The organism is Nitrosopumilus piranensis, from assembly GCF_000875775.1.
Taxonomy (GTDB): Archaea; Thermoproteota; Nitrososphaeria; order Nitrososphaerales; family Nitrosopumilaceae; genus Nitrosopumilus; species Nitrosopumilus piranensis.
In genome coordinates, this window is sequence record NZ_CP010868.1 from 592,558 (window position 1) to 606,145 (window position 13,588).

The following is a 13,588-nucleotide window of genomic DNA, read 5'->3' on the forward strand; positions in this document are numbered from 1 at the left end:
AATAAAAGGATTACAGGAATTATTCTTTTAACATGGGTTCAAAATCTATATCAAAATTCATTTTCATGAGCTTGATGTATGTTTGAATCGATTCTGGAATGTCATCTCCACAAGCAACTCCTAATTTTTTTGCATTGATCCATATAACTAGAGTCTGAATTATTGTAAGAAATCTATCATTTTTGATTTCTGGTGATCCAATTGCTTTTGTGTATCTTTCTGCAAATTCCCATGCTGTAACAAAATCAACACATTTCACACCAAATATTGCTAGTAATTGCTCTTGCATGCTTTTTGCTTTTTTGAATGGAACTTTGTTAATGATATATGGAAATTCTACTTTATCTGGAATACAATCGGGAAGGGGACCCCAAATAGTAACTATTTTTGTTTCTGGTTTCAGATTTTCAAATTTTTTTAACATCTGGTTTGTCACATTTTCATCTGTGAACCAAAATAGAATTACTGTTGCATCTGAGATATCTGCATTTAAAATATCTTGGCAGATTAATTCAACTTGAATCTTTTTTTCTTCAAGATTTTTTTTAGCCTTTTTAATTTTGTCAGAATTATAATCTATGCCAACTGCTTTTTTTACTCCAAATTCATTTACTGCAATTTCTACTCCTTTTTCATCTCCACAACCTAAATGATAAAAAATATCATCTTTTTTGAGTTTAACAAATTTGAAAATATCTTTTAGAGATTTTTCTGGTAATTGTACATCTTCCCCACTAAGTACATTTTCAGGAAGTGTTTCTAGATATTCGTCAATTTTCAATAATATTTATTTTAAAAACGAGAATTTATTCTCTTATGCTTTCTAATTTTGAAACTGCTTGCCATAACTGAGTTCTAACATAAGAAGGCATGTTGGGATCCTGCGTAACATCATCTAACAAACTAATTGTATTTGCAGCTCTTACTGATAACGAATATTCTTCATTATTCAAGTCAGTAATTAGATCAGTAATGGATTTCTTTATTGTTTTTGGAGTTGAACTACTTGATATGATCTGATTTAATGTTTCAATTGCCTCTTTCATTGATTCTTTATTTTGTTTTTCGTCAGCCATTTTTTCCACCTTTTATTAAAAATTAGAAGTATATAGTTACATCTCTACAAATACGCTATCGGATTCTACCACAACGTTGTATGATGTTAAATCTCTAATTTTTGCTGGGAATTTAACTAATTTTCCTGTCTTACAATCAAACTCTGCCGCGTGCCATCCACATGTAATGACACATCCATCTAATTTGCCTTCTGAAAGACTTGCACCCGAATGAGTACATGAATCATCTGTAGCAAAATATTCTCCATCAATATTTGCAACTAAAACATCTCTTCCATCAATCGATACTTTGATCATTTTTCCAGGAGGAATATCTGATGTTTTTCCTGCAATAATTTTTCCCATTGAGGTTTTTATCTGATAATGCTTAATATTTTTTCGTATACATGATTAGAAACGCAAAGCCTTCAGATAAACATCAAGTTTTAAAATTTTGCCAAAATACTTTTTCTTGGGGAGATTATGTTGAACATGTTTGGGATTTTTGGTTATCTGAAGGATTGTTGTTTGTTTTTGAAAAACAATCTCCTGTTGGCATTTGTCATGCACTATTTTCAAAAGATCAAATTTGGATAGAAGGAATTAGAGTAGATCCAAATTCTCGAAAACAAAAAATTGCCTCTCAACTAGTACAACATATTGAATTGTTGGGTAAACAGAATAATTTCTTACTATCCCTAATGTTAATTGATACTGAAAATTTGATTTCACTCTCTATGGCAAAATCATTACAATACAAAATTTACCAAACTTGGAATTTTTACTCACTTGAGCCTAAAAAAAACTCAAATTTTGATATTATTTTTGCAAAATCTCTAGATTGTAATGTCTGTACTCATTATGTGAAATCTTGGAGATGGTTTCCAATTGATGATGATGTGGTGTCTGAATTTTCTAAACAAAATAAAATAATTCAATCCAAAATTGATGGTAAAGTTTCCACTGCAATTCTAACTGATTCTGAGCATTTTGATAATACTCTAATTGTCAGTTTATTTTCAGGATATAAAAAAAGTACATTACAAATAATACTTTTTTTACAAAATTTTGCTGCACAAAATAATTACAGTAGAATTCAGATTTTGACTAGGGAAAAATTATCTAACTGCAATCTCTTAGAACATAAATTATCATTTCATTTGCTAAAAAAACAACTAGACTGATTTTACAACTTTTATTGTATTGTTTAAAACCCCTAAACCCTCAATTTCCATCTCAACCTTATCTCCATCTTTTAGAAATACTGCATTTGGTTTGTTTAGCATTACTCCCGCGGGGGTACCTGTAGAGATTATATCTCCTTTTTCTAATGTCATTACTTTAGAAATCTTTGAAATTATTTCTGGTATCTTTATGAACATATTGCTTGTAGAAGAATTTTGTCTTAGTTCCCCATTGATTTTTGTTGTTAGTTTTAGATTTTGAACATCTTGAATCTCATCAACAGTTGTAATCCATGGTCCACATGGTGCAAACGAATCAAAACTCTTTCCTCTTGTGAACTGCTTATCTTTAAACTGAATATCTCTAGCTGAGACATCATTGAATACCATGTATCCAAAAATTACCTTTGATGCCTCTTCTACACTTACATTTTTACAATTTTTTCCAATTATCAATGCTAATTCTACCTCATAATCTAGCTGTGTTACAAAATCTGGGCATTCAATATAGGAGTCATTTCCCCTAAGAGCGGTTCTTGGTTTTATGACAATTGCAGGATCTTCAGGCGCAGTTAATCCCTGTTCTTTAGCATGATCTACATAATTGAAGGCCAAACAAATTATTTTATTTGGATTTGGAATTGGTGGTAGCAATTTGAATTTGGATAGGTTTTCTTTATACGGTAAATCTTGAATTTTATTTTTAATTTCATCAAACCATCCATCAAAAAGAAAATCTTTGACGTTATGTGGAATTGGAACCCCAGTAAGGTAAGTTATCTCATCTTTTGTTGCAACTTTATCCTCTTTCACAAATCCATATGTCTCATTATTTTCATGTGACAATCGTGCTATTTTCATCATTGATCACTTGTGTGTAAAAATTGCTTGATTTTGTGAATCTTTTCTACAATATCCAAATCTAACAAACTGAATCTCTTCTCCTTCTTTTAATTGTAGATAATGAGGTTCTGTATAAACGTCTAATTCCTCTAAACTATTTTCATTGAACTCTTCACCATTAAACAAAATTTTTGGAATAACCATTTTAATTTCATGAGCTGTTTTTTGAGGAACCCATTGAATTTTTGGTATGTTAGATGAATCACCTTCTCCAACAAATTCCCCTTCAAATTCATCACTTATTTTTGTGATCAAAACATTACCTAATCCTAAAAGTCTAATCGATGCCTGCTCGTTAATTGTCTGTGCATCATCTCCCGAAATGTAAAAATCTTCAGTAATTTCGATTTTTCTTTTACCCATATCATTTATTGGATGATTAGGAATCTCAATTGCTGAAATTGGTAAATTTTTTATTTTTAATTTCTTGGCATTTTTTACCATAAACAGTCTAATGCTGTCTGCGTCTACAAATTTTCGATTAAATGCTTCAAGAGCATCAAATGGTGCAAGTGTATTTGCTTTAGTTAGTCCTAAAGACATGATAAATTTTCTAATCGCTTCTGGTTTGATTCCTCTTCTTCTTAGTGCTTCTAAGGTTGGTAGTCTAGGATCGTCATACCATGAAACTTTTCCTTCTTCAATCAAAGGCTTGATTATCCTCTTTGATATGGGCATTCCTTTGAATTCGAGCCTGGAAAAAAAGCCTTGTTGTGGTTTTCTCATGTCTAAAGCATCTAAAATAGCATCAATTAGCTCTTTTCTTAATTCAAATTCTTTTGAACGAAAAGCATGTGTAACACCATCAATGCTATCTTCAATTGCTACTGCAAAATCATAACTAGGCCAAATTCTGTATTTGTCCCCTACTGTGTAATGTTTTTCATCGATAATTCGTAACAGCACAGGATCTCTCATAACTGCATTATCTGCTTTCATATCTCCTCGGAATCTTACTATAGCTTCTCCAGGTTTGAATTTATTTTCCATCTTTTCCCAATTTTTATTATTCTTCTCAATATCTTCCATACTACATTTACAAGCTTTTCTTTCTCTTCTGTTTTTACTGATGTCTTCTCTTTTACAAGTACAGACATATGCTTTTCCAGAATTAATCAACTCAATTCCTTTTTCATAAAATAATTCCATATCATCTGAAGTATTTTTTACTTGATCAAATTTTATTCCAAGCCATTCTAATCCTACCTTTATTGCTGCATGATATTCCATTCTCTCAGCTTCTGGATTTGTATCATCCATTCTAAGAATGAATTTCCCTCCGTACATCTTTGCATATTCTGAATTAATTATTGCAGCTTTTGCGTGTCCAATATGTGGATAGCCATTTGGTTCTGGAGGAAATCGCGTAATAACTTTTCCTTGTACTGCATCTTTTAATTCTGGTAATCCTTCCCTTTCTTCTATTTTTTCTTTAGGAGCTAATGCTTCTGGAAAATTTTTTTCCATTTCTTTTTGTTGCTTATCTAATGATAATTGATTCACAGATGCAACAATCTCTGATATGTCTTCTGAGATTTCTTTTACTTTTGTTCTAAACTCTGGTTTTGTTCCAAGAATTTTTCCCAAAATTATTTTATCTTGAGTTTGACCTCCGTGTTCAAAGGCATTTTGGAGCGCCATTTTTCTAATTTCTTTTCTAATTTCTTCATCCATTGTAATCTACCTAATGGTGTCTAGACACTTCTCTTAACTACGAAATCTAATAGTGCAATAAGTTCATTTTTTGCCGAACCAGAGTATTTTGATAGCGATTTTTCAGCTTTTTCAGCGTATTTTAGTGCCTGTTTTCGAACACTTTCCTCAATTCCAAGAGAACGAATTACCTCTACTGCCTTACTGAGATCATTTCTTGAAATTTTAGAATTTCCAAATGCCTTTAAAATAATTTTTTTATCTTTACCTTTTGCAAGCTTTATTGCCATTAAGATTGGAAGCGATTTTTTGCCTTCCCTTAGATCATTTCCTACTGGTTTTTTAGTAATTTTTGGATCTCCCATTACCCCAATCAGATCATCAGTAATTTGAAATGCGATTCCCAAATTCCTTCCAAATGAAGAAAGATTTGAAATATCTTTATCTTTACTTGTTGCACATATTGCTCCCATTGAACACGAGACATCAAAAAGTGCTGCTGTTTTCTTTCCAATCATTGTAATGTATTGTGACTGTGTTGGGATTTTCTTCTCTTCGGCCATTTTCACATCTAGCAGTTGTCCTTCACAAACATCAACACATGCTTTTGCAAGTCTTGAAATAATATGTGTTGTTGCAGTAGGTGATAATTTTGTATCAGAAATTACCTGATATGCTTTTGAAAATAATACATCTCCTGCAAGAATTGCAATTGGCATTCCATATTTTCTATGTGTTGTTGGAACTCCATGACGCATTTCATCATTGTCCATTATGTCATCATGGACTAAAGTAAAATTATGAACCATTTCTACTGCACTAGCAGCTGGCATTGCATCACTTACTTTCCCACCTAAAATTTGGCAACTTCTAATTACCATGTATGGTCTGAGTCTTTTTCCACCGTGAATAATTAGATGACCTGCAGCATCATAGAGTTTTTTTGGATTTCCTTTTAATTTTGATTTAAGAAATTTGTTTACAATTTTTGCATTTTTTTCAATTTGCTTAGTTTTTTGCATTTACTAATCTCCATTTTTCTTGTGGCAAATGAGTTTTGATTGCACTTTGCAACCCCTCATGAACATCACTAGTCATCCATGTAGATAAAATATTTGCATGCTTTTCTAGCATGGATTTATCCGATTTGTCAAGTAACTCTAATGCGATTAGCATCCATGGACAATAAATCTGAGGGTTTTTCTTAATTTCCGAGAGTAATTCAGTAGATGAAATCCATTTTATTTCATCTATCTCTCCTTCAATTTTTTTTAATTCAGTGGATTTATCAATAATTGCAATCAGGGTTCCACAGATTTCATTTTCTGAACCTACATCCTTGTAGGGTACATGATACTCAAATTTGTGTAAATAATCTAATTTACCTTCAATTCCTAATTCTTCTGGCATTCTTCTCTCTCCAGATGAGACATATGTTTCAGATTCTCTAGGATGACTTGCAAATGTTCCATCCCAATCTCCTGGCCATAACATTTTTTCCTTCGCTCTTCTTGTAAGAACCAATCTTCCTTCATCATCAAATAGTAATGCAGTAAATGCTCTGTGTAGTTTTCCCTTTGGTAAATGACATTTTACTTTCTCTTCTTTTCCAATTGGATTATCGTTTTCATCAACTAAGATAACAAATTCTTCAGCCATTATTTTCCTCTAAACAATGTCCCTTCAAATTTCCTATTTTTAACCGCTTTCACTATTCTTTTAGGTTTGTTCCCGTTAACAAAAAATACATTCATTCCCATTTTTGAAATCTTGGATGCTTCTTGTATCTTTCTAGTCATTCCGCCTGTTACGTCCATCTTATTTTCTGAAATTGATGGGTGTTCTCCTTTTAATTCATGAATTAATTTCTTAGATTTTAGATCTGAATACACTCCGTCTTCATTTAATGCAAAAATACAAATCTTAGGTTTTAGAGTTTTTGCAAGATGTGTCATTATTTTATCTCCTGATAAAATGAATGTCTTGTTTTGGCCATACCATAATGCATCCCCAAAAGTCACTGGAATCAAGCCTGATTTTGCAATTTTTTCAATCTCTCTTACCTTTTTTATAATAGGTTTGTTTCCTGTCATAAAATCAGTAGGTGGAAGACAATATGGATTTAATTTATTTTTTAAAAATGAATCTAAAATTATTTTGTTTAGTTCTATCATGGAGTTTTTTACAATTGCAACTCCTTTCAAATCGTATTTCTTTTCTTTAGTGTGCATATCATATTTTACAGACCAATAATGCCCATAGGATCCTCCTCCATGAACAATCACTATGGGTTCTTTGATTTTTTTTAGGTTCTTTGCAAGATTATCTATTGTTTTTTTTCTTGGTGATAGTGGTTTTTCTTTATTTGTGATAATTGAACCGCCTAATTTTATGAGAATCATATTGTTCCAAACTACCTATATAATTAAAAAGTATCCAGTCCTTTGAAATCAATCTTCACAGAAAAACATTCGTATTTTTTTTCTTTGAACTTTTTTATGGTATCTTCTAAGTTTGATTCATCTGTAAGTGCAAAAATACATCCACCTCCACCTGCTCCTGTAATTTTTGCCCCAAATGATGATTTATTTCCAATTTGAATCATATCTCTGAGTTTATTGTTTGAAATTCCAATTGTCTCTAGAAATTTTTGATTTTGAATTATTTTTTGACCTAACCCTTTGACATTATTTTCTTTTAACATTTCTAAAACATTTTCAACAAGAACTGATTCATCTTCACACAATTTTGAAAATTTTTCTTTGTTATTCTCTTTGTATTTTTTTACTTCTCCAACAACACTTTCTGTTGAGTGTTCTACATTTGAATTTACAATAACTAGATGAAAATTAGGTTCAGACTCTATTTTGGAGAATCCATTTTTCTTGTCATATTCCATCAAGCCTCCAAAAGTGCATACAGTACAGTCTGCACCAGATGTATTTTCAAAAATTGTTTTTTCAGCCTCTATTGCAAGTTTTAGAATTTCCTCTTTTGAGATATCTCCAACCAATTTTGAAATTGCTGCAGCCCCTGCTACACAACATGCAGATGATGAACCTAAACCTACACCTAATGGAATTTCTGAGTCAACATTAATTTTGAGTCCAAAATTTTTATTTTGAATTATTTTATTTGCCAAATAATAAAATGGCTTTAGCGGAGAATTAATTTCTGAAATTAATTTGTTTGGTTGTATTTCAAGTTCTCCTATGTTAGATTTTATGAAAATCTTTCTTTCACTAATTTTTTCAGCAGTAACTGTGATTCGTTTATCAATTGCACAAAGAATTGCTTTAACTCCGTAAACTACAAAATGTTCTCCAAAAAGAATGACTTTGCCTGGAGCAGATGCTTTAGATTTCAAGTAAACACTTTAAGATTCTGATTTATTTATTCGATTTCCTCTTCGGTAATCTTTGTTTCAAAATCATCGATTTCCATCTTCATTGGATCGTCTTCTTTAAGATCCCCCTTTTCAATGAGGATTTGACGTACCAGCAACCAGTAAACTGTAGCTAATGCTTTTCTTCCTCTATTGTTTGCAGGAATAATTACATCAAGATTTGATGTAATGTTATCTGTATTTGCAATTCCTATTACAGGAATGCCTGCATTAGTTGCTTCAGTAATTGCCTGTTCATCAACTTGAGGATCTGAAATCAATACTAATTTTGGTTCTATGTAATATGGTAATGATGGATTAGTTAGTGTTCCTGGCATGAATCTTCCAAGCAATTTCTTTGAACCTAATATGTCACAGAATTTTTCAATCGGGGTTTCTGCATATTGTCTACCTGAACAAACAATGAGATTTTCTACACCTAATCTGTTGATGAATTTGGCTGCAGTTTTGATCTTCTCTAATGTGATATCTAAATCAAGCATGTAGAGTCCTTCTGGGCTAGCTTTTGTGATGAATGGTCTCATGAATTTTGTCTTAACTTGAGTTCCTACCCTAATTCCTGTAGATAGGATCTTCTTCTTGATGTCTGTTGTTTCTGCTTGTTGGCTCATAGCGATTTTAAATCTCTGCCATACCGCGTATTAAATCATGCTCTGATAGGCGTAATAATTCATTTAATTTTGCCACTCTTTCTCCTCCTACAACGCCAACTTTGAGCATTTTTGACTTTGTTGCAAGACCAATATGAGAAATTTGTGAATCAGTCGACTCGCCTGATCTATGTGATGTGATTAATCTTATATTATTTTCATTTGCGAGATTTGCAAATTCTAGAGCATCAAAAAGACTTCCTGCTTGATTAACTTTCAAAATTGCTGCATTACATGATTTCATATCAATAGCTTTTACAAGAATGTCTTTATTTGTAACTGTCAAATCATCTCCTGTAATCAAGGTATTTGGAAATTTAGCTGTTAATTCTGACATGTCTTCAAATGCTTCTTCATGCACTGCATCTTCTGCATAAATTAATTTGAATTTTTCAATAATATCTGCTGCAAAATCAATTTGTTCAGATGATGTATTTTCAAATCCTGCCCTATCATACACATACTTTGATTTTTCTTCATTCCATTGTGTTGATGATGCAAAGTCTACTCCTAATGACACTTCTTTTCCTAAAGTGAATCCCAAGTTCTCACAAGCCATTGCAGAAATTTCTAATGCCTTTTGATTTTCTAACTTTGGTGCCCACCCCCCTTCATCACCACGTCCGTTAGTAAAGTGAGGATCTTCCTTTTCTAAAACACTTCGCAATTCTTTATGTACGGCTAAGTTAGTTTCAATTGCTTCTTCAATAGTCTTAGCACCTGTTGCACAAATCAAAATTTCTTGTATGTCTGGCGTGCCTGGCCCTGCATGTGCTCCACCTCCTAAGATATTTCCTAATGGGAATGGAAATTTGAATGATGATTCATTTGATAGTGTCTTGAACAGCGGTTGTTCAAGTGCTTTTGATGCTGATTCCATAGATGCGATTGTTACTGCAAAAGCAAGTGCACCTCCAATTCCTGAATAATTAGATGAGTTATCAAAACTTTTCAGAGTATCATGAATTCCTTTTAGGTCTGATGAATCTAATCCAATAAATTTTTGAGAGTTTTCTTTTAAAATCTGTAGACTATCTTCAGGCTTTCCATTACGGAAACTAACTGCTTCGTATTTTCCTACACTTGCACCAGATGGAGCACAAACTCTTCCTAAAAATTTATCATCTGATTTAACATCAACTTCGATTGTTTTACTTCCTCTACTATTGTATAGAATACGTCCTTCAATTGAAGTGATCTTAGCCAAGTTATTCTAACTCAGATTGAACTTCTTGTTTTCTTCTCTGAATTGCTTCATAGAATGGAATTACTTGCTGAATTGTTTCAACAGTAGTCAATAACATTCTTCTACAACAATATCTCTCTACTCCAACAGAATCTAGAGTTTTTTCTGGATCTTCTCCAGCTTTGATTTTATTTTGATAATCCTCAAACTTATCAGCAATTAGATTTCCACATGTAAAACATCTAACAGGAATTAACATACGAACGAAAAAGTAATCAAGGATTATAAAAACCATACATGGAAAATCCGTTGCGGGCGTCGCCCAGCCTGGCCAAAGGCGCTAGCTTGAGGGGCTAGTCTCTCAGGAGTTCGTGGGTTCAAATCCCATCGCCCGCATACAAAATTTGAAAGCTATTTCTCTAATTTTCGTAGGGTTTTGATCAACTCATTTCGTCTCTTTTCTTCAGTAATTGCTGATCTGACATCATCTACTAAAATTCTATTTACATCAATTTTTCTTCTAGCTTCTTTTACAACTTTATCATACAACGAAAAAGTATACAATTGAAGATACAAACTCTCCATTACTTCAAAAATTCTTGTAGCTTCTTCAATTTCATCAGTTCTGATCTTATCAAATACCATTCTCTTCAACTCTCCTATACAATCTAACAAACCTAGAACGTACGATTCTGGCATTATTGACAATTTTTTATCCGATGGAATGTCTTTTTTTTCTACAACTGCAATTAGACATGCAGCCTCTACAAATTCTTGTTCAGGAGTAATCATGTATCTTCTAAGATCTCCTGTGGCTTTTTTCTTGTATTTTTTTAAGAGTAATTCTGCTTTTTTTAGATTATCTTTTCCTGCCTTTGTGTCGTTTTTGTGAACTGCAATTATTGCTCTACTGCAAAGAACAATTATCTCTCTAGTATTTTTTAATAAAAATTCTCTTGAATCTTGAGTATCTGCCAAAGTTTTTGAAATTTTATTCAATGATGATTTAACATTTTTTAATGTCATGTGTGGTCTTCATAATAACCCGGATAAAGCCGTTTTCTAAACTCTTAGGAATGTTACAAAATCTATTCCCAAAATAGGATTTTTGTATTCATTTTTAAATAAAATCACAACTTAGTGATTCTATGAATTATTGGTTTACTATTGTGCTAATTCCTATTGTTTTATCCCTTGGAATAACTCCAGCCTTACAAACAGAGATGATTCCTAATGCTGAAGCAGTAAAATCTAAAGGAAATTCTTTGACAGAGATAAATTCAAAGAAGGTTTGTGGAGATAAACTATGTTCAGAAATTATTGATAATAAAAAAGAAATTAACAAATCTACAATAATGACTTCTCAAAAAGGATTATTCCCATCTACAATGGATTATACTGTAACTGGACCTGAAATTAATCCTGAAAAGGGATATGCTGTAATCGAAATTGGTGATGGTCTTTACTGGGTTACTGATGGAATGTATCAAATAATGTTTCTGACTACAGGCGAGGGTGTAATCTTAGTAGATGCCCCTATGGGAATGGGAACAAAAATTCAGCAAGCAGTATCTGAAGTAACTTCAGAAAAAATAACCCATTTCATTTACACGCATATTCACAAAGATCATGTTGGCTCGGCTAGCTTGCTTCCACAAGATACTGTATACATCTCCCACATTGACACTGCCAAACATCTTGCAATGAAAAATGATCCTCAAAGACCTGTTCCAACAGTTACTTTTGAAGATCAATACACTTTGATAGTTGGTGATCAAGTTCTGGAATTATACTATATTGGAGCATTTCACTCTAAAGGAGATATTGTGATTTCCTCTCCTGTACACAAAGTCATTATGGCAGTAGACTTGTTTCATCCAAACGCTGCTCCATTTCAATTCATGGGAATTGCAAGGGATATGGGTGAACATCTTGCAGCACATGACAAACTCTTAGCAATGGACTGGGAAATAATAATTTCAGGACATGAACCCATCTTGGGAACTCCTGAACATCTAAAATTCAATAAAGAATTTACTTTGTCAGTATTGGATAATGCAATTACTGCTATGCAAACTACTCAACCAAGTGCAAATTACTTTGGTGATTTGGCAAACAGATGTGCTGAATTAACTTTGGAACAATATCCCGATCTCAAAGACATTGAACTTTATCCAGTTGAAAATTGTGTCACTATGGTTTTTTATGCCATGATTGATTAATTTGGGTCCATTTTAGCCATAATTCGTACTTTCAAAGCTCTTATTTTGGATATGATTTTCACGTAAATTATGGAAATTACAGTTGAACAAATGTACAATATTGAAAATAAAGGTCATGATATGGGCTTTTTAAAAAAATTCATGATGGAAAATGCAGGTGCCGCTGCAGTAAGAAGACTGGTTGAAAAATTTGGAAATGTAGAATCAAAAAACATTCTGATTTTTGTGGGAATGGGAAATAATGGTGGTGATGGATTGGTAATGGCCAGACATCTTGCTGGATATGGGGCAAAAGTTACTGTTATGCTACTTGGAACTCCTGAAAATATCAAAACCGAAGAAAGTAATTGGAATTGGTCAATTTTGGAAAAAATGCCTTCTGTGAAATTAATGACTGGCGGTTCAACTGATTTTAATTTCAACCCAGACATAATTGTTGATGGAATTTTGGGAACTGGTATATCTGGAGAAATTAGAGAACCATATGCATCTGCAATTAACTACATCAATCAAACAAATTGTTACAAACTTGCAGTAGATGTGCCCTCTGGATTGGATCCGCAAACAGGTGAGACTGCTAATATTTACACAAAATGTGATATGACTGTCACATTTCATAAAATGAAACAAGGAATTCCAAAAAGAAAGGATTTGACTGGTGAACTATTTGCTGAAAAAATTGGAATCCCACCAGAAGCAGAGGAGGGAATACTATGATTGTTCATCAAATTCAAGTTGGAAACATGCAAAATTTCTGTTATGTTGTTGAAGATGAAGATACTCACGAATCTATCATAATTGATCCATCATGGGATCTTATTGAACTAGAGATGCTAATTAAAAAAAATAATTTAAAAATAAAATACATTGTAAACACTCATCATCACTTTGATCATACTATTGGAAATGAGGCAATGGCTGAATCTACCAAAGCCCCAATTATTCAACATGAAAATTCAGAATTAAAACATGATATTTCTGTAAAGGACGGAGATTTTATAGAATTTGGGACTTCAAAACTCAAAATTCTTCATACCCCTGGACATTCTAAGGACAGTATGTGCTTGATAGGTGATGGAAAAATTTTCTCAGGTGATACTCTATTTGTAGGAAATTGTGGTCGTATTGACTTGCCTGGTGGAAGCGCAAAGGAACTCTATCATAGTTTATTTGATGTTCTTTATTCATTAGATGATGATTTGGTTCTGTATCCTGGGCACAATTATGGTCATTCAGAGACATCTACAATAGGACAAGAAAAAATGACTAACATGGTAATGCAAAAAAGAACCGAACAACAATTTCTTGATATGATGGGTCAGTGATTTG

Annotated in this window: 17 protein-coding genes and 1 tRNA gene; 5 read left to right on the forward strand and 13 right to left on the reverse strand. The window is 32.6% G+C overall.

Features of this window, described 5'->3' with window-relative positions; all coding sequences use genetic code 11:
- Window positions 1-19: 19 nt before the first annotated feature.
- Genes NPIRD3C_RS03500 through NPIRD3C_RS03510 form a run of 3 tightly spaced genes read right to left on the reverse strand, consistent with a single transcriptional unit; the run spans window position 20 to window position 1,421 of the window.
- Window positions 20-781, reverse strand: a complete 762-nt coding sequence (locus NPIRD3C_RS03500) for a methyltransferase domain-containing protein (protein WP_148702851.1) — start codon at window positions 779-781, stop codon at window positions 20-22.
- A 25-nt stretch (window positions 782-806) separates the two neighbouring features.
- On the reverse strand, window positions 807-1,076 hold the full coding sequence (locus NPIRD3C_RS03505; RefSeq protein ID WP_148702852.1) for a stationary phase-response protein: 270 nt from the start codon (window positions 1,074-1,076) through the stop codon (window positions 807-809).
- A 36-nt stretch (window positions 1,077-1,112) separates the two neighbouring features.
- Window positions 1,113-1,421: a Rieske (2Fe-2S) protein gene (locus NPIRD3C_RS03510; protein ID WP_148702853.1), complete on the reverse strand. Its 309-nt coding sequence runs from the start codon at window positions 1,419-1,421 to the stop codon at window positions 1,113-1,115.
- 41 nt (window positions 1,422-1,462) lie between these two features.
- Between NPIRD3C_RS03510 and NPIRD3C_RS03515 the strand changes: the two genes are divergently transcribed.
- Window positions 1,463-2,239 carry a GNAT family N-acetyltransferase gene (locus NPIRD3C_RS03515; protein ID WP_148702854.1) on the forward strand — a complete coding sequence of 259 codons (777 nt, stop codon included), beginning with the start codon at window positions 1,463-1,465 and terminating at the stop codon, window positions 2,237-2,239.
- On the opposite strand, the gene NPIRD3C_RS03520 is transcribed toward NPIRD3C_RS03515, so the two are convergent.
- Genes NPIRD3C_RS03520 through NPIRD3C_RS03560 form a run of 9 tightly spaced genes read right to left on the reverse strand, consistent with a single transcriptional unit; the run spans window position 2,231 to window position 10,296 of the window.
- Window positions 2,231-3,100: a fumarylacetoacetate hydrolase family protein gene (locus NPIRD3C_RS03520; protein ID WP_148702855.1), complete on the reverse strand. Its 870-nt coding sequence runs from the start codon at window positions 3,098-3,100 to the stop codon at window positions 2,231-2,233. The genes NPIRD3C_RS03515 and NPIRD3C_RS03520 overlap by 9 nt on opposite strands.
- Window positions 3,101-3,106: 6 nt before the next feature.
- Window positions 3,107-4,816, reverse strand: a complete 1,710-nt coding sequence (locus NPIRD3C_RS03525; RefSeq protein WP_148702856.1) for a glutamate--tRNA ligase — start codon at window positions 4,814-4,816, stop codon at window positions 3,107-3,109.
- 20 nt (window positions 4,817-4,836) lie between these two features.
- Entirely contained in the window at window positions 4,837-5,817 is a 981-nt protein-coding gene (locus NPIRD3C_RS03530) for a polyprenyl synthetase family protein (protein WP_148702857.1), read from the reverse strand.
- Entirely contained in the window at window positions 5,804-6,454 is a 651-nt protein-coding gene (gene idi, locus NPIRD3C_RS03535; protein ID WP_148702858.1) for an isopentenyl-diphosphate Delta-isomerase, read from the reverse strand. Before idi ends, NPIRD3C_RS03530 begins: the two co-directional genes overlap by 14 nt.
- On the reverse strand, window positions 6,454-7,197 hold the full coding sequence (locus tag NPIRD3C_RS03540; RefSeq protein ID WP_148702859.1) for an isopentenyl phosphate kinase: 744 nt from the start codon (window positions 7,195-7,197) through the stop codon (window positions 6,454-6,456). Before NPIRD3C_RS03540 ends, idi begins: the two co-directional genes overlap by 1 nt.
- Before the next feature lie 23 nt (window positions 7,198-7,220).
- Window positions 7,221-8,162, reverse strand: a complete 942-nt coding sequence (gene mvk, locus NPIRD3C_RS03545) for a mevalonate kinase (protein ID WP_148702860.1) — start codon at window positions 8,160-8,162, stop codon at window positions 7,221-7,223.
- A gap of 26 nt (window positions 8,163-8,188) precedes the next feature.
- Complete coding sequence (gene rpsB, locus NPIRD3C_RS03550; RefSeq protein ID WP_148702861.1) at window positions 8,189-8,812, reverse strand: 30S ribosomal protein S2; 624 nt, start codon at window positions 8,810-8,812, stop codon at window positions 8,189-8,191.
- A 7-nt stretch (window positions 8,813-8,819) separates the two neighbouring features.
- Window positions 8,820-10,058, reverse strand: coding sequence for a phosphopyruvate hydratase (gene eno, locus NPIRD3C_RS03555; protein ID WP_148702862.1), 1,239 nt, complete (start codon window positions 10,056-10,058; stop codon window positions 8,820-8,822).
- A 1-nt stretch (window position 10,059) separates the two neighbouring features.
- Window positions 10,060-10,296 carry a DNA-directed RNA polymerase subunit N gene (locus NPIRD3C_RS03560; RefSeq protein ID WP_148702863.1) on the reverse strand — a complete coding sequence of 79 codons (237 nt, stop codon included), beginning with the start codon at window positions 10,294-10,296 and terminating at the stop codon, window positions 10,060-10,062.
- A gap of 52 nt (window positions 10,297-10,348) precedes the next feature.
- On the opposite strand from NPIRD3C_RS03560, the gene NPIRD3C_RS03565 reads away from it, so the two are divergent.
- Window positions 10,349-10,433 (forward strand) — tRNA-Leu (locus NPIRD3C_RS03565).
- Window positions 10,434-10,448: 15 nt separating this feature from the next.
- On the opposite strand, the gene NPIRD3C_RS03570 is transcribed toward NPIRD3C_RS03565, so the two are convergent.
- Window positions 10,449-11,063 (reverse strand): translin family protein, encoded by a 615-nt coding sequence (locus NPIRD3C_RS03570; RefSeq protein ID WP_148702864.1) that lies wholly within the window; start codon window positions 11,061-11,063, stop codon window positions 10,449-10,451.
- Between the two features lie 122 nt (window positions 11,064-11,185).
- Here NPIRD3C_RS03570 and NPIRD3C_RS03575 point away from each other — a divergent pair, with 122 nt between their 5' ends.
- The 3 genes from NPIRD3C_RS03575 (at window position 11,186) to NPIRD3C_RS03585 (ending at window position 13,584) form a co-directional block, all read left to right on the forward strand.
- Window positions 11,186-12,259: an MBL fold metallo-hydrolase gene (locus NPIRD3C_RS03575; protein WP_148702865.1), complete on the forward strand. Its 1,074-nt coding sequence runs from the start codon at window positions 11,186-11,188 to the stop codon at window positions 12,257-12,259.
- A gap of 69 nt (window positions 12,260-12,328) precedes the next feature.
- Window positions 12,329-12,976: an NAD(P)H-hydrate epimerase gene (locus tag NPIRD3C_RS03580; RefSeq protein ID WP_148702866.1), complete on the forward strand. Its 648-nt coding sequence runs from the start codon at window positions 12,329-12,331 to the stop codon at window positions 12,974-12,976.
- A complete protein-coding gene (locus NPIRD3C_RS03585) occupies window positions 12,973-13,584 on the forward strand; it encodes an MBL fold metallo-hydrolase (protein WP_148702867.1) in 612 nt (203 codons plus the stop codon). Before NPIRD3C_RS03580 ends, NPIRD3C_RS03585 begins: the two co-directional genes overlap by 4 nt.
- Window positions 13,585-13,588: the final 4 nt, after the last annotated feature.